Annotated in this window: 22 protein-coding genes; 10 read left to right on the top strand and 12 right to left on the bottom strand. The window is 72.0% G+C overall.

The features are described 5' to 3' along the window. Positions 1-77: 77 nt before the first annotated feature. The 5 genes from DGO_RS05745 to DGO_RS05725 form a co-directional block, all read right to left on the bottom strand. Positions 78-1,289: an oxygenase MpaB family protein gene (locus tag DGO_RS05745; protein ID WP_014684543.1), complete on the bottom strand. Its 1,212-nt coding sequence runs from the start codon at positions 1,287-1,289 to the stop codon at positions 78-80. Positions 1,290-1,332: 43 nt separating this feature from the next. Further along, a complete protein-coding gene (locus tag DGO_RS05740; protein WP_226991471.1) occupies positions 1,333-2,160 on the bottom strand; it encodes a hypothetical protein in 828 nt (275 codons plus the stop codon). Positions 2,161-2,252: 92 nt separating this feature from the next. Continuing rightward, positions 2,253-3,239, bottom strand: a complete 987-nt coding sequence (locus tag DGO_RS05735; protein ID WP_050920697.1) for a CPBP family intramembrane glutamic endopeptidase — start codon at positions 3,237-3,239, stop codon at positions 2,253-2,255. Positions 3,240-3,329: 90 nt separating this feature from the next. Then, positions 3,330-3,656 (bottom strand): ubiquitin family protein, encoded by a 327-nt coding sequence (locus DGO_RS05730; protein WP_014684540.1) that lies wholly within the window; start codon positions 3,654-3,656, stop codon positions 3,330-3,332. Between the two features lie 71 nt (positions 3,657-3,727). After that, a complete protein-coding gene (locus DGO_RS05725) occupies positions 3,728-4,738 on the bottom strand; it encodes a threonine aldolase family protein (RefSeq protein WP_043801247.1) in 1,011 nt (336 codons plus the stop codon). A gap of 211 nt (positions 4,739-4,949) precedes the next feature. Here DGO_RS05725 and DGO_RS05720 point away from each other — a divergent pair, with 211 nt between their 5' ends. The 5 genes from DGO_RS05720 to DGO_RS05700 all read left to right on the top strand — a co-directional run bounded on the left by DGO_RS05720 (position 4,950) and on the right by DGO_RS05700 (position 9,240). Then, positions 4,950-5,846 (top strand): PRC and DUF2382 domain-containing protein, encoded by an 897-nt coding sequence (locus DGO_RS05720; protein ID WP_043801245.1) that lies wholly within the window; start codon positions 4,950-4,952, stop codon positions 5,844-5,846. An 82-nt stretch (positions 5,847-5,928) separates the two neighbouring features. Then, positions 5,929-6,414, top strand: a complete 486-nt coding sequence (locus DGO_RS05715; protein ID WP_014684537.1) for a YsnF/AvaK domain-containing protein — start codon at positions 5,929-5,931, stop codon at positions 6,412-6,414. Between the two features lie 73 nt (positions 6,415-6,487). After that, the gene (mnmC2, locus tag DGO_RS05710; protein ID WP_043801242.1) at positions 6,488-7,165 is read left to right on the top strand and encodes a tRNA (5-methylaminomethyl-2-thiouridine)(34)-methyltransferase MnmC2; all 678 of its coding nucleotides are present in this window, start codon (positions 6,488-6,490) and stop codon (positions 7,163-7,165) included. Then, positions 7,162-8,178 carry an NAD(P)/FAD-dependent oxidoreductase gene (locus DGO_RS05705; RefSeq protein ID WP_043801239.1) on the top strand — a complete coding sequence of 339 codons (1,017 nt, stop codon included), beginning with the start codon at positions 7,162-7,164 and terminating at the stop codon, positions 8,176-8,178. The genes mnmC2 and DGO_RS05705 overlap by 4 nt, the downstream gene beginning before the upstream one ends. 60 nt (positions 8,179-8,238) lie before the next feature. Beyond that, positions 8,239-9,240, top strand: a complete 1,002-nt coding sequence (locus tag DGO_RS05700; protein WP_014684534.1) for an isocitrate/isopropylmalate dehydrogenase family protein — start codon at positions 8,239-8,241, stop codon at positions 9,238-9,240. 48 nt (positions 9,241-9,288) lie between these two features. Here the strand turns inward: DGO_RS05700 and DGO_RS05695 are convergent, their stop codons facing one another. Together DGO_RS05695 and DGO_RS05690 are read right to left on the bottom strand one after the other, a co-directional pair. Further along, entirely contained in the window at positions 9,289-10,131 is an 843-nt protein-coding gene (locus tag DGO_RS05695) for a DUF72 domain-containing protein (RefSeq protein ID WP_014684533.1), read from the bottom strand. Between the two features lie 77 nt (positions 10,132-10,208). Next, positions 10,209-10,625, bottom strand: coding sequence for a response regulator (locus DGO_RS05690; RefSeq protein ID WP_014684532.1), 417 nt, complete (start codon positions 10,623-10,625; stop codon positions 10,209-10,211). Positions 10,626-10,752: 127 nt separating this feature from the next. Between DGO_RS05690 and hisF the strand changes: the two genes are divergently transcribed. The 3 genes from hisF to DGO_RS05675 are packed head-to-tail and all read left to right on the top strand — an operon-like array spanning position 10,753 to position 12,838. After that, the gene (hisF, locus tag DGO_RS05685) at positions 10,753-11,532 is read left to right on the top strand and encodes an imidazole glycerol phosphate synthase subunit HisF (RefSeq protein ID WP_014684531.1); all 780 of its coding nucleotides are present in this window, start codon (positions 10,753-10,755) and stop codon (positions 11,530-11,532) included. Positions 11,533-11,589: 57 nt separating this feature from the next. Then, positions 11,590-12,252 (top strand): bifunctional phosphoribosyl-AMP cyclohydrolase/phosphoribosyl-ATP diphosphatase HisIE, encoded by a 663-nt coding sequence (gene hisIE / locus DGO_RS05680; RefSeq protein ID WP_043801236.1) that lies wholly within the window; start codon positions 11,590-11,592, stop codon positions 12,250-12,252. Between the two features lie 49 nt (positions 12,253-12,301). Next, entirely contained in the window at positions 12,302-12,838 is a 537-nt protein-coding gene (locus DGO_RS05675) for a phosphoribosyltransferase family protein (RefSeq protein ID WP_014684529.1), read from the top strand. A gap of 19 nt (positions 12,839-12,857) precedes the next feature. Here DGO_RS05675 and DGO_RS05670 read toward each other — a convergent pair whose 3' ends face one another. After that, on the bottom strand, positions 12,858-14,204 hold the full coding sequence (locus DGO_RS05670) for an MFS transporter (RefSeq protein WP_226991470.1): 1,347 nt from the start codon (positions 14,202-14,204) through the stop codon (positions 12,858-12,860). 139 nt (positions 14,205-14,343) lie between these two features. Between DGO_RS05670 and DGO_RS21030 the strand changes: the two genes are divergently transcribed. After that, positions 14,344-14,772 (top strand): GNAT family N-acetyltransferase, encoded by a 429-nt coding sequence (locus DGO_RS21030; RefSeq protein ID WP_014684527.1) that lies wholly within the window; start codon positions 14,344-14,346, stop codon positions 14,770-14,772. On the opposite strand, the gene DGO_RS05660 is transcribed toward DGO_RS21030, so the two are convergent. From DGO_RS05660 to yedA, 3 genes are all read right to left on the bottom strand, one after another. Beyond that, positions 14,726-15,250, bottom strand: coding sequence for a mismatch-specific DNA-glycosylase (locus tag DGO_RS05660; protein ID WP_014684526.1), 525 nt, complete (start codon positions 15,248-15,250; stop codon positions 14,726-14,728). The genes DGO_RS21030 and DGO_RS05660 overlap by 47 nt on opposite strands. A 46-nt stretch (positions 15,251-15,296) precedes the next feature. Continuing rightward, complete coding sequence (locus DGO_RS05655; RefSeq protein ID WP_014684525.1) at positions 15,297-15,893, bottom strand: sulfite oxidase-like oxidoreductase; 597 nt, start codon at positions 15,891-15,893, stop codon at positions 15,297-15,299. 67 nt (positions 15,894-15,960) lie between these two features. Next, on the bottom strand, positions 15,961-16,881 hold the full coding sequence (gene yedA / locus DGO_RS05650; RefSeq protein WP_043801231.1) for a drug/metabolite exporter YedA: 921 nt from the start codon (positions 16,879-16,881) through the stop codon (positions 15,961-15,963). 154 nt (positions 16,882-17,035) lie between these two features. Here yedA and DGO_RS05645 point away from each other — a divergent pair, with 154 nt between their 5' ends. Beyond that, positions 17,036-17,956: a ParB N-terminal domain-containing protein gene (locus DGO_RS05645; RefSeq protein ID WP_014684523.1), complete on the top strand. Its 921-nt coding sequence runs from the start codon at positions 17,036-17,038 to the stop codon at positions 17,954-17,956. Between the two features lie 50 nt (positions 17,957-18,006). Here DGO_RS05645 and DGO_RS21025 read toward each other — a convergent pair whose 3' ends face one another. After that, a complete protein-coding gene (locus DGO_RS21025; RefSeq protein ID WP_169330996.1) occupies positions 18,007-19,989 on the bottom strand; it encodes an HD domain-containing phosphohydrolase in 1,983 nt (660 codons plus the stop codon). Positions 19,990-20,048 lie beyond the last annotated feature (59 nt).

Here is a 20,048-nt window from a genome sequence, read left to right as displayed (position 1 = left end):
GAGCCCCAGCCGCTGGTGGTCCTCAACAGGACCGCAAAAAAGCCTCCACCCGTTTCCAGGTGGGGGCTTTTTTGTGTTCAGGGCCGGGCAGGCGGTTCCTGTGTCACGGGCAGGCCGCCCGGTCCCTCGGCAGGGCGCTGGTAGGTGGTCGGACCTTCCAGGGTGGCGAGCTGCTCCCGGAAGTAGGCCACCGTCGCCCGGATGGCCCGTGCCCGCTGCCGGGGCCAGAGGCGTTCGTGGGCGCGGCGCAGACGGTTGGCGAGCGTGAGCAGGGGCAGCGCGAGGCGAATGGGCGGGCGGCGGATCGCCAGGCGGTCGGCCAGGGCGTCGCCGTGCAGCTGCCGCGCCAGTGCGTGTGTGAGGTCGAGGATCAGCGGAGGCGGCAGGCGCAGGCTGGGTTGCAGCAGCTCCGCGACCGCGACCAACATCTCCCGGGTCAGCTGCCGGGTATCGTCGGTGGCCGGTTCCATCGTGCCGTTGATGAGGGCGAGCAGCTCGCCCGCCTGCGCCTGATCCGTCACGTCGCCGTACAGCCGGGGGTCCACGCCCAGCAGGTGCGCGACGTAGCGCCAGAAGTGGTACAGGTCGTCCAGCTCGGCGCGGCTGAAGGAGATGCCGAAAGCCCCCAGCGCCCGGAAGGGCACATAGGTGAAGTCCAGCCAGGTGCGCGCCATCTCGACCTGGTTGATGGGCGCGCCAGTCTCGCGGTCGTCCCAGCCGCGTGCGCGCAGGCTGGCCCGCACACCGGCGTGCAGCAGCCTGACCTGGAGGTTATGGACGTAGCCACCTGCACCCCGCTCCAGGCCGCCGGGCAGCGCCGTCTCGATGTTCCAGACCCCCGTTTCGATGATGCGCCGCCGGGCCATGCGCGTCAGGTTGCCGGTGCGCACGAGCACCCGCGCGATGCTGGGCGAACTGTAGGTGTGGGTCAGCGAGCCGGGACCGAGCGACAGCGTGATCCAGACGTTGCCGATGGCGAGGTACGCCTCCGAGCCACGTGCGAGCCGGGCACGGTCGAGCCAGGGCGGGTCGGCCTCGGCAGCGGCGAGCAGCGCCCGCAGCGCCGGGAAACGGTCGTCCAGAAAGGCGGCGCCGTGCCGCAAGCCCAGGTCCGAGGCGCGCCGGGCCTCCTCGCCCCCGGTCCGCAGTTCACGGGTGGCGGCGTCGGCCAGGGGGTCGCCCGTCTGGACCATCTCGGTGAGCAGGGCCACCCGCCCGGGGCCGAAACGCCGGCGCGCCGCCTCCAGCTGAACGAGGCTGCGGGGCGGTGGGGGCAGGTCGGGGGCCATGCCCTATGGTGCGCCCCCAGGCGGCAGGACAGGCGGCCCAGCCCTAGCCGCCAGATAGCCGGGCGATGAGCAGCGGGGCCACCCCGACCAGTTGCGCGGCCAGGGCGGGCAGCAGCGGCAGCCCCGCGCCCAGGGCTGCGCGGGCGGCGCTGCCGGTGGTTTCGCGCAGCGCCGGGTAAGCCAGCGCGCACTGCGCGGCCGTGCCCAGCAGCGTCACGAAGAACAGGGCCAGGGCCGCCGGGGTCTGCGCGGCGCTGTGCAGGGCGGCGCGCTGGAGTTCGAGGAGATTGCCCTGCGCGGCCTGGACGGCGGCCGGCGGCAGGGCCCAGCTCGCGGCGGGCGTGATGAGCACCAGCACAGCCACGAGGAGGTACAGCGGCGCGAGCAGGGCGAAGGACGCGCTGAAGATCTCGGGCACCCGCGCCCCCCGCACGTCGCGGCCCCGCCCGGCCCCCAGACGGCCCAGCCCCCACATCAGCCCCAACGTGATGAAGGTCAGGAAGAGGCTGCCGAAGGCGTTGGTGACATGCGAGAGGAAGGTGGGAGCGGCCGAACCGCTCTGCCCGGCGGCCCGCAGCGTCTCGGCCGCCGCCAGATTCAGGCCCGGACGCAGCAGCAGCGCGTAGGCCACCCCCGAGAGGAGTGCCGTGACCACCGGCACCGGCCAGTAGGTCCACCACGCGGTGTCCGCACGGCCCAGCGCGCGGCCGAACTGCCGGGGCGCGGTGAGCAGGTCCACCGCCAGCGGGGCGGGGTCCGGACTGGGCGGCGGCACGGCGGGCGCGGGACGGGCCTGACGCCGGGCCGCACGCCGCGCGCTGCGCGAGGAGCCGGTGGCCGGGGAACCGGAGCGGGAGGGGCGGGAGGCCATAACCGGCCCACTCTAGAGCACGTATGGCAGGACAAAAGGAGGTGGCCCGGACGCGCTGGGCACGCCGGGCCACCTCCAGGAGCGTTCCCCCCTCAGTTCAGCAGGGCGCTGATACGGCCCAGCCAGCCCTGCGCGAAGGGCAGGGTGAGCAGCAGCGACACCACCCCGAACACCACCACCGCGACGTAGGCCCCGCTGAGCCACGGCCCCGGCACACGGCGCTCCTGGGGATCGGCCCTGGGGGTCAGCCAGATGTGGCACACGGCCAGCACGGCGAGGCCGAACAGCAGCGCCCCGCCGGCCAGCGGCAGGCGCAGCGCCTCGTCCTTGAGGAGGGAGGCCGCGTCGCCCTGCCCGCCGAGGTCACGCCCCGCGAGCAGCGCCCCGAGCGCCACCGCCAGCGTGTTGTTGGCCGCATGGATGATCACGCTGTTCCACAGGCTGCCGCTGTGCTGCACGACCCGCGCGAGCACGTAGGCCAGCGGCAGGATGCCCGCGATGCTCGCCGGAACGCCGTGCGCCAGCGAGAAGGCGAAGGTGCTGGTGAGGGCGGCCACCATGAAGCCCGCCGCGCGCTCGTGCCCGCGCATGAGCAGGCCCCGGAAGGCGACTTCCTCGGCCAGCGGGATGAGCAGACCCGCCGCCAGGAACAGCGCCCACTGGTCGGCCCCCCGGCTCAGGAACTGCGGCACCGCGTCGGCCCCCGAGGGCACGAGCAGCACGTAGGCCAGCGCGAGCGCCCGCGAGGCGATGAAAGCCAGCGCGAAAGCCGCCAGCGCCGTGCCCCAGGAGGGCGGCGTGCGCCAGCGGGTGTCGCGCAGCAGGGCCGTCATCGCCGGGCGAAAGAGCGTGAAGGCGACCAGGACCGTCACCGCGAAGGCCCCCAGCAGCGCGGTGCCCAGCGGCGCGCCCCGGGCGATCAGCAGCGCCGACACCACGTTCTGCACGATCAGGAGGGCCAGGGCGGCGCGGTTGCCGTCCACCGCGCGGATCTGTGGGCCGGGGGGCACCGGGGCCGGCGTACTCTCGCCCGGCCACGCGGGCGGTTCGGGCGGGCGGGGCGCGTCGGGAAGCGTCATGATCCGTAAGGTAGCGCGCCTGCCCGCACCCTGGCCTCATCCTTTCGGGGGAAAACGGGCGGGCCCGTCCTGCCTGCCCGGGGCCGCCGATCAGCGCACGCGGACATTGCGGGTGGCGGGCTGGGTGCGCAGCCAGCGCACGAAACGCTCGACTTCCGGGTGCCGGCGCAGCGCCTCGACCGTGGGGTACTCGGCGGCCAGCTCGGCGTTGCTGAAGGTCCGGTGCAGGAACTTGTGGCAGGGCCCGCACAGCAGGACCGTGGGCAGCTCGGCCACCGGCACCCCCCGGCGCCGGCCCTGCGAGCGCGGCACGAGGTGGTGCTCGGTCAGCTGCGGCACCTCGCGGCCACACAGCGCGCAGCACGCGGGCGGCTGCGGGGGCGGGGGCCAGGCGGAGGTGGGCAGACGGCGGGCCAAGGTCACCCCAGCCTGCCGCATGCCGGGGCGCACATGCTGAGGCGCGCCTCAGTGCGCCTTGAGCTGCCGGCTCAGGCGGTCAGCACCGCGATGGCCCGGTCCAGCGCCTCGTCACCGATCTGGTGGTGCAGCACGAAGCGCACCGAGTCGTGGCCCAGGGCGTTGGCCAGCACGCCCCGCTCGGCCCAGCCCGCCACCCGCTCGGCCGCGCCGGGCAGCGTGGCATACACGATGTTGGTCTGCACGGCCTCCAGGTTCACGGCGAAGCCGGCGTCCACCAGCGCGCCGGCCAGCACGCGGGCGCGGCGGTGGTCGGCGGCCAGCTGGGCGGGGCCGTCGCGCAGGGCGATCAGGGCGGCGGCGGCCAGCACCCCGGCCTGCCGCATCCCGCCGCCCATCATCTTGCGGTAGCGGTGGGCGCGGGCCATCGCTGCCTGGGAGCCGACCAGCACGCTGCCGACCGGCGCGCCCAACCCCTTGCTGAGGCATACGCTGACCGTGTCGAAATGCCGCGTGATCTCCGCGACCGGCACGCCCAGCGCCGCCGCGGCGTTGTAGACCCGCGCCCCGTCGAGGTGCAGCGGCAGGCCCTCCTGGGTCGCCACCTCACGGATGCCCGCCAGCACGTCGAGCGGAATGACCGTGCCCCCCGCCTTGTTGTGCGTGTTCTCCAGGCTGATCATGCCGCTGGGCGACTGGTGGACGCTGCGCCGGATCGCCAGACGCACGTCCTCCGGGGCCGGGACCCCCAGCGGCGCGGGCACGAATCGGGGGACCACACCGCTGAAGGTCGCCATCATACCCAGTTCCCATTCGTAGATGTGCGAGCCCTCGGCGCAGATGACCTCCTCGCCCCGGCGCGTGTGCAGGGCGATGGCGACCTGATTGGTCATGGTGCCCGACGGCATGAACAGCCCCGCCTCGAAGCCGGTCTGGCGCGCCACCTCCGCCTGTAAGGCGTTGACGGTCGGGTCTTCGCCGTAGACGTCGTCGCCTACGGCCGCGCCCGCCATGGCATCCCGCATCTCGGGCGTAGGGGTGGTCACGGTATCGGAGCGCAGGTCGGCCAGCACAGGAGACATGCGCCGAAGATAGACCCTGCGGCTCCCGGACAGGGCACCGCGCATGCGAAACGGATGAGATCATGACAATTTTCACATTCATGATCGTCCATTCAAGAGCAGCCCCGGTAGGGCTTTATGCAGTCCTCAAAGAAACGGCGGGCGGAAGGCGGACACTACCTCTCAAGCGGAGCAAGTGCCGCAAACCACACATTTCCGAGGAGGCACCACCATGACGCAAGCCAACCTGATTCGCCTGACCGAACTGTCCAACGACGCCCAGTACAACCTGAACGACGAGAACGTGTACAACCCCGTCGGCCACGTCGCCTACGGCTACGGCGGCGACAAGATCGGCACCGTGCGCGACGCGCTGGTGGAGCCCGGCAGCGGCCGCATCCGCTACCTGCTGGTGGACGTGGGCGGTTGGTTCTCGAGCAAGGAAGTCCTCGTGCCGGTCGGCCACGCCCGCATCGACGAGCAGGGCGTGTACTTCGACAACCTGACCAAGGACCAGGTCAAGGAAATGAGCGAGTACCGCGAAGGCGAGATGTACTCCAGCGACGCGATGGACCGGGACGAGCGCGTGCTGCGTGGCGTGGGCAACGACACTGCGAACATGGACACCGCCGCCACCGGTACGGCAGCTATGGCGACCGACACCGACCGCACCGACTACCAGCGCCGCGCCTACCAGACGCCCGACCGTCTCCAGCTGCTCGAAGAGCGCCTCGTGGTCAACAAGGACCGCTTCAAGGCCGGCAGCGTGCAGATCGGTAAGCGCGTCGAGACGCACGAAGAGAGCGTCAGCGTGCCCCTCCAGCGCGAAGAAGTGGTCATCGAGCGTCACGCCGTGAGCGACGCCCGTCCCGTCGAGGGCGTGGTGCTGGGTGAAGGCACCCAGACCATGAACGTGGACCTCGAAGCTGAGCGCGCCAACGTGAGCAAGCAGGCCTACGTCACCGAAGAGATCAGCGTGGGCAAGCGCGCCGTGACCGAGACGCAGACCGTGACCGACACGGTGGGCCGCGAAGTGCTGGATGTCAACAAGACCGGCGACGTGAAGCTCAGCGACGACGGCACCGTGCGCGACGCGGCGACCGACCGCGACACCGACCGCAAGTACTGAGCGTCCGTAACCGGCGCGCGATCAACAGGAGGCGGGGGCCCATCCCCGCCTTTTCCGTTCCTGTCTACAGAAAGGACCCACCATGACGAATCAGGACCCCACGATCCAGCCCCCCCTCTCCGGCGAACCCGACGCGGCGGTGCTGGCGCAGGCCCAGAGCCGCACCGAACTCGGCCGCCTGACCCTGCATGAGGAACGCGCCAACGTCGAGGTGGTGCGTGGCGGTGCCGGGTCGGTGAGCGTGCTGCGGCGCGTGGTCGAACGTGAGGAGCTGGTGCCGGTGCAGCTCGTGCGCGAGACGCTGGAGATCACGGTGCAGGACGGTCAGGGCCTCGTGACCCTGAACGGTGAGGCGCTGGAGCCGGGCCGCACCTACGAGGTGCTGGTGCGTGAGGAGCGGGCCGAGGTGACCAAGCAGGTCTACGCCCTAAGCGACGTGGTGCTGAGCAAGCAGAGCCGCACCGTGACCCACCAGGAGACGGTGACGCTGCGCCGCGAGACCCTCGACGTGCGCGACCCCCACGGCCTGACCCGCGAACTCGCCATCGTGGACGAGGACCTGCGCTGAGGGGCAGGCCACCGGGCGGCACAATGGAGCGCGGCGACCGGACAGGTCTGCCGCGCCGCTCTATGCTGCGCGGATGTCCAGCCCTGGCCCCTCTTCCATCCTGACGACGCCCGACGGCTCGCGCACCGCCCTGAACGCCCGCTACGGCGAGGCCTACGGCTCGCGGCACGGAGCGCGCTCGCAGGCGTGGCACGTGTTCGTGGGGGGCAGCGGCACCGACAACCACCCGGCCCCGCGCGTGCTGGAAATCGGGTTCGGGGTGGGCGTGAATGTCCGCGCGACCCTGGCGGCGACCGCCGCGAGCGGCGCGCCCCTGCACTACCTCGCCTACGAGTTCGACCCGGCGACCGCCGCGACGCTGCGCGAGGTGGCGACCGGTGGCGACGCCGAACGTCACCCGGCCTGGGAGGCGCTGCTGAACGTCTGGGACGGGGCCGAGGGGCGGCTGACCACACAGGCGGGGGGCGCGGCGCTGGAGGTCCGTTTCGAGGACGTGACGGCCGCCGACCTGCCCGCCGCCTGGGCGACGGCGCTGTACCTCGACGGCTTCTCACCCACGCGCAACCCGGAGGTCTGGACCCCCGAATTCGCGGCGCGGCTGGCAGCGGCCCTGGCCCCCGGCGGCGTCCTGACCACCTACAGCGCGGCCGGGCACGTGCGCCGGGCCCTTCAGGCGGCGGGGCTGGAGGTCGAGCGCCGCCCCGGTGCTCCCGGCAAGCGCGAGTGCCTGCGGGCGGTGCGTCCCGCATGAACGCCGCGCCGCATGTGGCCGTGATCGGGGGCGGGGTGGCGGGGGCCTCGGTCGCCTACGCCCTGGGGCGCGCCGGGGCGCGGGTCACGCTGATCGACAGCGGGCAGCACGCCGCGAGCCGGGTACCCTCGGCCCTGCTCAACCCGGTGCGCGGGCAATCGGGCAAGGTGGACCCGCAGGCGGTCGCCGGGCTGCGCCAGACCTGGGCCTGGGTCGGAGAGCTGGCGCGGGCCGGAGAGAAGGTGCCTTGCGGCCGCGAAGGTGTCCTGCGCCCCGTGCCGGACGGGCGCACCCGCGAAAAGTTCGTGCGCCACCTGCCGCCGCCCACCGACCTGTCGCACGTCTGGCTGGCCCCCGCCGACGCGCCCGCGCCCCTGGCTCCCGGCTGGGCCCATGCCCTGTGGCTGCCCGAAGGCGGCTGGCTCGACGGCGCGGCCTTCACGGCGGCGCTGCGCCGGGCCTCGGGGGCGCGGGTGGTGCGGGCGCGGGCGACGGGCTGGGCGGCCCGGGGCGTCACGCTGGAAGGCGGCGAGTCCCTGGCCGCCGACGCGGTCGTGTGGTGCGGCGGCGCGGTGGGCAGCGGCTGGGCAGGCGAGGGGGGCGTGTACCGCGCCGGCAGCCTGCTGCTGCTGGACCGCGCGCCCTCGCCCGTGCCGCTGAGTTTCGGGGCTTACGTCGCCCCGGCGGCATCGGGCGGGGTCCTGGGCGCGACCTTCGAGGCCCCGACCCCGACCTGGGCACCGCCCCGGCTGCCGCTGGGGTCGCTGGCCTGGCTGCTGGGCAAGGGCCTGGCCCTGACCCCCGACCTGCGCGGCCCGCAGGTCACGGGGCGCTGGAGCGGCACGCGGCTCTCGGGCCTGCGCTGCGGCCAGGGCGAGGACGGGGTGTGGCGCCTGGCCGGGCTGGGCAGCAAGGGCTTTTTGCTGGGGCCGCTGCTGGCGCAGGCGCTGGCGCGGGAACTTCTGGGCCGCGCGGCCCGCCCCGCCGCACCGGGCGCGTTACCCGTGGCGTGACGCTTCCAGGGCGCGGCAACTGTGCATCAGTTCGCGCTTCTCGCTTAGACTGGGCAGGCTATGGCAAACTACCGCATCTGTCTGATCGAAGGCGACGGCATCGGTCACGAAGTGATTCCGGCGACCCGCCGCGTGCTGGAAGCCGCCGGATTCGACGCCGAATACGTGACCGCCGAGGCCGGCTACGAGTACTTCCTGGACCACGGCACCAGCGTGCCGCAGGCCACCTACGACGCCGTCGAGAACACCCACGCGACCCTGTTCGGCGCGGCCACCAGCCCCAGCGGCGAGAAGCCCGACGGCTTTTTCGGCGCCATCCGCCACCTGCGGCGCAAGTACGGCCTGTACGCCAACGTGCGCCCCACCCGCACCCGCCCGGTGCCCGGCGCGTACGACAACGTGGACCTCGTGATCGTGCGTGAGAACACCCAGGGCCTGTACGTCGAGCAGGAGCGCCGCTACGGCGACACCGCCATCGCCGACACCGTGATCACCAAGGACGCCAGCGAGCGCATCGGCAAGTTCGCCGCCGACCTCGCCATGAAGCGCGGCAAGCGCCTGACGGTCGTGCACAAGGCCAACGTGCTGCCCGTCACGCAGGGCCTGTTCCTGAACACCATCCTGGACCACACGGCCACGGTCGAGGGCCTGAACACCTCCACCATGATCGTGGACAACGCCGCCATGCAGCTCGTGCGCAACCCCGGCCAGTTCGACGTGATGGTCATGACCAACATGTTCGGCGACATCCTGTCCGACCTCGCCGCCGGTCTGGTGGGCGGCCTGGGCATCGCCGCCTCGGGCAACGTGGGCGACAAGTTCGGCATCTTCGAGTCGGTCCACGGCTCGGCCCCCGACATCGCCGGGCAGGGCGTCGCCAACCCCACCGCGAGCATCCTGGCCGCCGTGCTCATGCTCGACCACATCGGCGACCACGAGACGGCCCGCCGCCTCGACAACGCCGTGAACAAGGTGCTGGCCGAGGGGCCGCGTACCCGCGACCTCGGCGGCACCGCCGGCACGAACGAGTTCACCGACGCCGTCATCAAGGCGCTGGCCTAAACCCCGCCCACAGACGCACTGGCCCCCGCTCGGGGGCTTTTCGCGTTTCTACAGCAGCCGGCCGTCCTGGGCCGCGCCCTCCGCGAGCGGCTCGGGGGTCCGGACCGGCACGCCGCGCGCGTTCAGGGCCTCGCGCAGCATGGGAATGTTCTTCAGGGCGTGACCCTTGGTCGTGTTCTGGAAAAACACGTACAGCTCGCTCAGATCGTCCGCGACCAGCGCGATCTTCTCGGCCCACTCGTCCATCTCGGCGCGGGAATACAGGTAGTCATGGCGCTCGGCGGCGCTCCCCCCCTCCCACCAGGTGCCCTTGTTGCGGCCGTGCAGGCGCAGGTAGGCCACGTCGCCGGTCACATGGACCTGCGGCTCGGGCATCCCGCCCAGCGGCGGGTAGTCGGGACTCACCCAGATCAGGCCGTACTCGCCCATGCCCTCACGGACCTCGGGCTTGTCCCAGCTCGCGTGCCGCAGTTCGACGGCCAGTTCATGCCCGGCGAAGCGCTCGGTCAGGACCTGGAGGTACCTGCGGTTCTCGGCCGTGCGGTGAAACGAATACGGGAACTGCGCCAGATACGGTCCCATCAGGCCCGCCTCGCGCAGCGGCTCGGGACTCTGGAGCATGCGGTCGAAGTCGGCGTCGGTCGGCGCGCGGTCGTGGGTGAACGCCTTGTTCAGCTTCACGGCGAAGCGCGTGCGCCCGCCCGACTTGCGCGCCATCCCCTCGAAGGCCTTGAGGCCGGGAATGGCATAGAACGAGCTGTTGAGTTCCACAGCGTCGAAATGCCCGGCGTAGGTTTCCAGGAAATGATCCTTCTTGACGCCCTCGTAGATCAGGCCCGGAGCCGTCCAGTCGTCGTTGCTGTAGCCGCCGCAGCCGATGTACACGCGCATGGGGCCAGCTTAGCGGCGCTCCCGCTGCGGGGGCCGGGGCATGAAGGGCGGCGCAAGGCGGGGGCCGGGGGCAGGCTTCAGCGCAGATCGGGGCGGCGATTCAGCCCCATCCAGAAGGCCTTGATGGTGGACATCGCCGCGCGGAACTGTCCGAACTCCAGCGGCTTGACCACGTAGCCGCTCGCGCCGTGGGCGTACGACGCCTGAATGTCGCGCTCGTCGCCGCTGGTGGTGAGCATCACGACCGGCACGTCGGGCAGCTGGGCCTCGCCCCGGATGGCGTCGAGCACGGCGAGGCCGTCCATATGCGGCATCTTGAGGTCGAGCAGGATCAGGTCGGGCAGCGGTTCGGCGCGGTCGGTCAGCAGGCGCAGCGCCTCGGCGCCGCTGCTCGCCACCCGGACGTCGGTGTCCGGCGACACGTCAAGGGCGTCGAGGGCGAGCTCGACATCGTTGGGATTGTCGTCGATCAACAGAATTCGTCGGCGCTCCACATTCACCCCCCAGACTGCTAAAGATTCTATCAAGGCTTTCTGAGAAAGAGCGGGCACCTCAGCACTTTTGCCTATGCCCTGTACAGCGCGGCGCGGCAGACGGGCGCGGGAGGCTACACTGCCGGGCGTGTTGGCGAAGCGCATCATTCCCTGTCTGGACGTGCAGAGCGGCCGCGTGGTCAAGAACGTGCGGTTTTTCGAGAACCACCGCGACGCCGGCGATCCCCTGGTGCTGGCCCAGGCCTACGAGGCGCAGCAGGCCGACGAACTGGTCTTCTACGACATCACGGCCACCCACGAGGGCCGCTCCCTGATGCTCGACGTGGCCGCCCGCGTGGCCGAGCAGGTCATGATGCCGCTGACGGTCGGCGGCGGCGTGAACGCCCTGGGCGACTTCCGGCAGCTGCTCATGGCCGGGGCCGACAAGATCAGCGTGAACAGCGGCGCGGTCCGGCGGCCCGAACTGATCCGCGAGGCGAGCGACCACCACGGCGCGCAGTGCGTCATGCTGAGTATCGACGCCAAGCGCCGCCCCGGCGCACAGGGCTGGACCGTCCACCTCGGCGGAGGCCGGGTGGACACCGGCCTGGACCTGCTGGCGTGGGCCGCGCAGGGGCAGCGCCTGGGCGCGGGCGAGATCTGCCTGAACATCATGGACGCCGACGGCACCCGCGCGGGCTTCGACCTGGAGGCGACTGCGGCGGTGGCGCGCGAGGTGGACCTGCCGGTGATCGCCTCGGGCGGGGCCGGACGCCTGGAGGACTTCCGCGACGTGCTCACGGTGGGTCTGGCCGACGCCGCCCTGGCCGCCAGCGTCTTTCATTTCGGCGAGCTGACCGTGCCGCAGGTCAAGGCGTACCTGCACGGCGAGGGGCTGCCCGTACGCCCCGAGTGGCCGGCCGGCTGAGCGGGCCCTCTCCCGCCGCTCTTTTTTCCTTTTCCCCTTCTTCTGCCCGAGGTAGCCATGACTCCTGACCTGTCCCAACTCAAGTTCGACGACCGCGGCCTGATTCCGGTCGTGACCCAGGATGCCCGCAGCGGCGCGGTCCTGATGCAGGCCTATGCCGACCGCGCCGCGCTGGAACGCACCCTCGCCACCCGCGAGGCGACCTACTACAGCCGCTCACGCGCCGAGCAGTGGATCAAGGGCGCGACCAGCGGCCACACCCAGCAGGTGGTCGGCGTGGAGCTCGACTGCGACGGCGACAGCGTGCTGTACCGCGTCGTCCAGACCGGCCCGGCCTGCCACACCGGCGAGTATTCGTGCTTCCACAGGCCGCTGATGCCCGCGCAGGATACGGGCGACCACGGTCTGGACGGCGCGCTGGAGCGCGTCTACGCGACCATCACCGAGCGCCTCGCCACCCTGCCCGAAAACAGCTACGTGGCGCGCCTGCACGCCGGGGGCCTGGACCGGGTCCTGAAGAAGATCAGCGAGGAGGCGGGCGAAGTGCTCTTGGCCGCCAAGAACGGCGACCGCGCCGAGCTGGCGACCGAGGCCGCCGACCTGCTGTTCCACACGCTGTTCGCCCTGGCCGAAGTGGGAGTCTCGCCCGCCGACGTGGCGGACGTGCTGCGCGGGCGCGAGGGCCGCAGCGGCCTGAAAGGACCCAAAGAGGTCGGCTGACCACAGGGGCCTGACAGGTTCCGGGCAGGGCGCGTATTACCCTGGGGCCATGGACAATCTGAGCATTACGGTCGGCGGTGTCCGGCGCGAGCTTCCCACGGTGCGGGTCGGCAATGCCGGGCGCGTGCCCCTGGTCGAATTCATCGGGGACAGCGAACTCACGAACGCGGTGGCCGGAGCGCTGCTGCCCCTGATCCCGCCGGGCACCGAGGTGCTGCTGACGGCCGTGACCAACTCGCTGCCGCTGGCGCACGAGCTGAGCGACCGCAGCGGCCTGCCCTACGTGGCCGCACGCAAGAAACGCCGCACCTACATGCAGTCGCCCCTGATTCAGGAGGTGCCCAGCATGTCCCTGGGCGTGACCGAGACGCTGTGGCTCGACGGGCCGCACGCCGAGCGGCTGCGGGGCAGGCGGGTCGCCATCGTGCAGGACGTGATCGCCTCGGGCGGGACGGCGCTGGCGCTCGCGCGGCTGGTCGAGCGGGCCGGGGGCCAATTGACCGGCGTCCTGGCGGCCTTCGGTCAGGCGGACAGCGGGCTGGCGCTGCCGGTCCAGACCCTTCAGACCTTGCCGGGCGGCAAGTAGCCGGAGCTGCGGGCCGGGCCTAGGGCTGGGGGGCGGCCCCGGGCACCGGCCCCTCTACTGCCGGGTCCGCCCCAGGCTCGTCCACGCGGCGCAGCACCGGATTCAGGAGTTGCAGGCCGCTCACCACCACGATCAGCAGGCCCGACCCGACCAGCAGGCTCCCGGGCGCGAGCCGCGCGGCCAGGACCCCGGCGAGCGCCGTGCTGACAGGCGCGGTGAACTGCGCGATCAGGCGGCGGGAACTGAACACGCGGCCCTGCATCTCGGCGGGCACCCGCGACTGCCAGATGCTCTGCGAGTGCGCGTTCAGCACCGGGGTCATGACGCCGAAGGCCGCGATGGCCGCCGCCGTCAGCGGCAGCGTACCTGCCGCGCCGCCCACGCCCTGAGCGGCTCCGGCCAGCACCATCGGCACCAGAACCCCCAGCACCCGGCGGCGCCTCAGCCCACCCCAGGCACTGACGAGCAGGCCGCCGCACAGGCCGCCCGCGCTCATGGCGGTCCACAGGGTCGCCAGCGCCGCCTCCTGGCTGACCCCACGCGCCGCGAGATCGGGGACCAGCGTGAAGCGCACGAGCAGCGGATGGACGACCCCGACGCCGCTGGTCAGCAGATTCATCGCGGCGAAGGTCAGCAACAGGTGCAGCAGCGCGGGCCGCCGGAAGATGAACCCCCAGCCGAAACGCATGTCCTGGGCCAGCGTGGGCCGCCGCGCCGCCGCCACGAGGTCGCGGCGCGGCGGGGTCGGAATGCGCAGTCGCCACACCACCAGCGCGGCCAGCAGGAACGACAGGGCGTCGAGGCCCAGCGCCAGCGGCACCCCGTCGCGCAGCCCGGCCAGGGGCGTCTGGGCCAGGGGGCCGCTGGCCGCGCGCGCCAGGGCAGGCAGCCCGACCAGCAGCGCGGCGAGCGCCGGGCTCAGCAGGCCCGACAGGCTCCAGAGGGTCTGCATCAGGCCATTGGCGCGCGGCAGCTGCGCCTCCGGGACCAGCGTGCGGTAACTCGTGTCGAAGGCGGACCCGTGAAAGGCCCCCGTCAGCCCCTGCACCGCCGAGAACGCGACCAGCAGCCACAGGGGCGGCGTTCCCAGCGTGACCGCCAGCACCAGCAGGGCCAGCAGCGAGGCCCCCAGCAGATCGGCCGCGAGCATCATGCGCCGCCGGTCCCAGCGGTCGGCCAGCGCCCCGGCCAGCGGCACCCCCAGCAGCGTCGCCAGCACCGCGCCCAGGCCAGTCAGCGCCAGCGCCGCCGCGAGGTCGGCCCGCTGCGCTTCCAGCGGAAAGCGCGTCTGGGTCAGGTAGATGTTCATGGCGAAGGCGCTCAGGCCACCCCCTAGCACGCTCAGGGCCTGCGACCCCACAGCCACAGGAAGGTGCGCCAGCCGTTCGGGACCACAGGGGAGGACGCTGAGGGGGGCACATGGTCCAGCGTAGCCGCGCGCCGGGAACCCCCGCATCCGCATTTCAGCCGATGCCGCCCGCAGCCCGCGCCCCCGATGCTGGGGCATGACCCTGCTCGTCTCCCCTGCCCTGACCCCGGCCCTCACGGCGCTGCTCGCCCGCGCCATGTTTCCCGATCCCAGGCGGGTCCGGCAGGAACTGGCCGCCTACCGCAGCGGGGCGGGCGGGCAGGTCTTCGCCTGGGCAGCGGGCGACGAGGTGGTCAGCGCGGCGGGCCTGCGCCTGGACCATGGGGGCCGGAGCGCCGAGCTGCGGCACATCGGTACGGCCCCGGCGCACACCGGGCAGGGCCATGCCCGCGCGCTGCTGTACGCCGCCGCCGCCGCGCTGGAGGTCCGGACCCTCCGGGCCGAGACGGACGACGGCGCGGTGGGCTTCTACCGCCGCGTGGGCTTCGAGATCAGCGCGGCGTCCTCGCCCTGGGGAATCAACCGGTACCTGTGCCGCCTGACCCTTGTGCCCGCAACGCCCTGACCCGCGCCGCGAGCGCCTCCCACGGCCCGAGCTGGAAATGGGTGTGGCCCAGCGGGCTGGTCGAGGGCAGCACCCACAGTTCCGCGCCCTCCAGGCCCTCCGGCTGCGGGCCGTAGGGCAGGCGGCCGGTCGGCACGCCCAGCGTCTCGGCCGCGCCGCGCTTGCTGGTGAAGGCCACCAGCCGGGGCCGGTAACGCCGCACCTTGCCGCGCAGTTCGTGGGGAGCCCAGGCCTCGCCGGGCAGGGCGGCATCTACCCCGCTGTGGCGCTTGGCGACGTCCGTCAGCCCGATGCCGTAGCGGGGCAGCTCGGCGTACTCGCGCGGCGCGAGCTGCCGGGGGGTCAGGCCCACGGCCGCCAGTGTCGGCCAGAACTTGTTGCTGGGGTTGGCGTAGTACGCCCGTGCCCGCGCGCTGATGCGGCTGGGCGCGGTGCCCACCAGCACCAGCGTCAGGCCTTCCTCCAACACGTCGGGCACGAGGTACTCGCCGCCGCCGGTCAGGTCCGACCCGGTCGTTCCCGGCTTAATCGTCGTCGTACCGCTCTTCCTTGAAGGGGTCGCCGCGCATGTGGTAGCCGTTCTTTTCCCAGAAGCCGGCGCGGTCCCGGTCCATGAACTCCAGTTCGGTCAGCCACTTGGCGCTCTTCCAGAAGTACAGGTGCGGCACGACCAGCCGCAGCGGGCCGCCGTGCTCGGTCGCCAGCGGCTCGCCGCCGAAGGTGTGGGCCAGCAGGTTCTCGGGCCGCACGAAGTCTTCCAGGCTGAGGTTGGTGGTATAGCCCCCGACCGAGTGCTGCATGACGTGGGTCGCGCCGGGCTTGAGCTGGAGGTGCTCCATCAGGTCGGTGACGCGCACGCCCGTCCAGGTCGTGTCGAGCTTGCTCCAGTGGGTCACGCAGTGGATGTCGTAGGTCAGGGTGGTCTGCGGCAGGGCCAGCAGGTCGGCCCAGGTGAAGGTCTTTTCCTCGGCCAGGCCGGTGATCTTCACGACCACGTCCTGCGGGGCGTAGCGCTGCGCCGGGCCGTAGGTCAGGACCGGAAAGCGGGTGGTGAGGGTCTGGCCGGGCGGAACGCGCCCCCCCATGTCGTCGGCCGGTTTCTTGAAGAACTTGCCAAGCATGGGGGCAGCCTAGCGGCCCGGCCGCGCGGGCGGGGTGCCGCGTCCTACCTTCGGGCTTGAGCGGCCCTTATGGCTCCTGGGGCGCGGCGGCGGCCGGGCGCGGCCACGCCACGAGCACCACCCCGCCCAGGATGACCGCCAGCGCGGCCCAGCCCAGCGCCCCGAGCTGCTCGCCGCCCAGACCCACGCCCAGCAGCACCGCCACCACCGGGTTCACGTAGGCGTAACTCGTCGCCAGGGCGGGGCGGGTGTGCTCGACGAGGTACATGTACGCGCTGTAGGCGACCAGGCTGCCGAAGACCGTCAGGTACGCCAGCGCCCATAGGCTCGCGGCGCTCGGCGTGTGCCAGCGCTCGCCCGTCGCGGCGCTCAGGAGCAGCAGCAGCGCCCCGCCGGTCAGCATCTCGGCGGCGCTCGCCATCAGGCCGCGCGGCAGGTGCAGGTGACGCGACCACTGGCTGCCGAAGGTCCAGCACAGCGGCGCCAGCACGAGCAGAAAGGCCGCGAGCGGCGTGGCGCGCAGCTCACCCACGTTCAGCAGGGCGATGCCCAGCAGCCCCACCCCGATACCCAGCCACTCGCGCCCGCCGGTCTTCTCGCCCCACAGCCGCGCGAACACGGCCGCGAAGAGGGGCGAGACCGCGATGACCATCGCCGCGACCGAACTGCTCGCCTCGCGCTCGGCCAGCGTGACCAGTCCGGTGCCGCCGCCCAGCAGCAGCAGCCCCACCGCCGCCGAGGCCGCCCATTCCCGCGCCGTGGGCAGGGCCGCGCCGCGCAGCCGCAGCGCGAGCATCAGGACCGCCCCTGCCAGCGCGAAGCGGACCCCCAGCATGCCCAGGGGCGGCAGCGTCTCGATGGCGACCTTGATCCCGAAATAGGTGCTGCCCCACACCACATACACCAGCGCCAGACAGACCAGCACCGGCAGGGTCAGGCGGGTGGCGGGCGCGGCAGGAACAGGAGGAGCGGACACGCGGCGCAGCATAGCCCCTGCGCCCCGCCCCCCGGCACGTTCCCCCAGCGGCCATCAGACTCCGGACAGGCCAGCGGTGTAGAGTGGACATAGAGACCGGGGTTCCCCATACTCCCCCGTTCGAACATGCCCCGGCCGATACTCGCTTGCTCAAGGAGTTGCCCGCATGTCCTTTTTCAACCAGGCCAAACATGAGGTCGAGCGCGCCCGCTTCGCCAGCGACGTGCGCGACCTGCTCGCGGTGCTGCGCCGTCAGCCCAACGAGCTGCTGCCCTTCGACTGGGTGCGCCACCTCGCCCCCGACGGCGAGCATACGCTGGGCCTCCAGACCATCGAGGTGGACCACATCATCGGGTCGGTGGACCGCTACCGCGAGTTCGACCGCCATTACCTCCCCAAGGAAAAACACCTCGACGAGCGCTGGGTCGGCGTGCGCTCGGCGCAGCTCCAGGGCAAGGAACTGCCCCCCATTCAGGTGTACAAGGTCGGCGAACTGTACTTCGTCAAGGACGGCAACCACCGCGTCTCGGTGGCGCGGCGACAGGGCCAGAAGTACATCGACGCCTACGTGATCGAACTGAACGTGACCGTCCCGCCCGACGAGGGCGACACCCTCAAGGACCTGATCATCAAGGGCGAGTACGCGCAGTTCCTCAAGGCCACCGACCTCGACCACGTGGTGCCGGGCCACCGGCCCATCATGTTCACGACGCCGGGGCGCTACGAGAAGCTGCTGGAACACATCCGGACCCGGCAGTATTTCCTCGACCGCAAGCCGGGGCGGGAAGGCCGGCCGCCCGTCACCTGGGAGGAGGCGGTCGAGAGCTGGTACTGCCGCCTGTACCTGCGGATCGTCGAGAACCTCGACCTGCACGACGTGATGTACCGCTTTCCGGGCCGCACCGAGGCCGACCTGTACCTGTGGATCATGGACCACCGCTACTTCCTGACCGAGAAGTACGGCCATGACGTGGGCAGCGAGGAGGCCACCGTGGACTTCCGCGAGCACTACGCCCCGCCCGTCTACAAGCGCCTGGGTCAGCGGATGCGGCTGCTGCTGCGCGGCCGCCTGGACCCCGCGCTCTAGTCGTCGGCCCCGCCCCCGCCTCGCCTTCGCTCTGGCGGCGCGGCGGCCTGTCAGGGCGAAGGCGAGCGCCCCGGCGCGGGGGGCCCGGGCGCATCTTCGCCTCCGTCCCCGCCTTCGCCCAGCACGTCGCGCAGGAACAGGGCCGTCAGGGCCGGGTCGAACTGCCGGCCGGCCTGCGCGGCGAGCTCGGCGCGCGCGGCCCCGGGGGTCCAGGCCGGCTTGTAGGGCCGGGCGTGCGTCAGGGCGTCGTAGACGTCGCACAGCGCGAAGATGCGGGCAAGAAGGGGTACCCCCTCGCCTGCCAGGCCGTCCGGGTAGCCCTGACCGTCCCAGCGCTCGTGGTGGCTGCGCACCAGTTCGATCACGGCCGGCGAGAGGGCCGGCAGACGCGCCGCCATCAGGGCGCCCTCGCGGCTGTGGGTCTGCATCAGCCGCCACTCGGCGGGGTCGAGCGGCCCCGGCTTGAGCAGCACGCGGTCGGGAATCGCCAGTTTGCCCATGTCGTGCAGGTAGGCCCCCAGGCGCAGGTCGTGCAGCGCGTCCTCGTCCAGTCCCGCCGCCTTGCCCAGCCGCAGCGCCAGCGACACCACCCGCTCGGTGTGACCGGCCGTCTCCAGGTCGCGGGCCTCCAGGATGGTGCCCAGGCCGGTCAGGGTCGCCTCGACCGAGCTTTCCAGGCGCTCGACCACCGCGTCCCGTTCGAGCTGGTGGCCCAGGTGGGTCGCCACCGCGCCGAGCAGCTGGCGCGCCTTGGGGGTCACGGAATGCCAGGTCCGGTGGTTGAAGAAGGCCACCAGCCCGCGCACCTGACCGTGTTCCAGCACCGGCGTCATCACGATGCTCTTGAGGCCCCGCTCGATCCAGTCGGTCTGGGCATAGGGGCTGCGCTCGTAGTCGGCCGCCCACAGGGACTGCCCCAGCGTCATGACCTGGGAAGTCATGCTGCCCGGCCGCGCCATCGATATCCGGACCCCGGCCTCCAGCCGGGCGTTGTGGGCATCCCGGCTGAAAATCCGGTCCATGTCCCGCTCGACGTACATCCACTCCTCGAAGCCCGCGAGGATCGCCGCGCGGCTCAGGCCCCGTTCCAGAATGGCCGGCAGCGAATTCAGGCCCAGCAGGAAGTGGGGAAAGTCGGCCACGCCCTCGCCCGCCTCCGGGTCGCCCGCCGCGCGCCCCGCGCCGGCCTTGTCCTCGTACATCTGCTGGTCGGCCAGGGCCAGCGCCCGGTCGAGCGGCATGGAAGCCGTCACCTGCGCCGAGCCGTAGGCGAAGGGCAGCGTCCGGCCGCTGGGGTGCGGGACCTGCGCCTGCACCGGCCCGAACACGGCCGTCACGTCGCCGTGGCCCGGCAGGACGGCCACGAACTCGTCGCCGCCCCAGCGGCCCAGAAAGGCCCCGGGCGGGAGGTGGCCCTGAAGCGCCTGCGCCGTGGCGCGCAGGTGGTGGTCGCCCAGGCTGTGGCCCCCCAGGTCGTTGATGCCCTTGAGGTCGTTGAGATCGATCATCACGACCGTCAGGGCGGTGTCGGTGGGCAGGGCCGAGTAGCGCCGCGCCACACCCCGGCGGTTGAGCTGCCCCGTCAGCACGTCGGTTTCCTGGGCCTGACGCTCCTGTCGCTCGCGGCGCAGATTCTCGGTGTTGTTGCCGGTCACGAGCAGGATCAGGCTGACGGCCGCGACGAGCATGAGCCCGAGATCGATCAGCGATTCCGCTCCGGCGACGCCGTACAGGGCGCGCACCCCCCGCAGGAACAGCAGGTCGGCCAGCATCCCCGTGACGATGCCCTGGAGGACCGTCACGCGGATTCGGAACCCGTAGGCGAAGGCGATCATCCACAGCGTGCAGACGATCAGGAGCAGCGTGACGACCAGGTGGCCGAATCCCAGGATCGTCGGCTGGAAGACGGCCCCCGGCATCTGCCGCACCATCTGCACGAACACGGCGAAGGTGAGACCGTAGCCGCCCAACGTCAGCAGCACGCCCGGCCAGTTGAAGGGCCAGCGGCCACCATAAGGAGGGGGAACGTTCACAGACTTTCCCAGCCTACCCGGCCAGAGATCACGGGGATGTGACCCATTTCGCCAGATGA

Origin of the sequence: Deinococcus gobiensis I-0, assembly GCF_000252445.1 — a bacterium.
Lineage (GTDB): Bacteria > Deinococcota > Deinococci > Deinococcales > Deinococcaceae > Deinococcus > Deinococcus gobiensis.
Note: the sequence above shows the minus strand (reverse complement) of the source record. Positions and strands in the feature narration are given on the sequence as shown.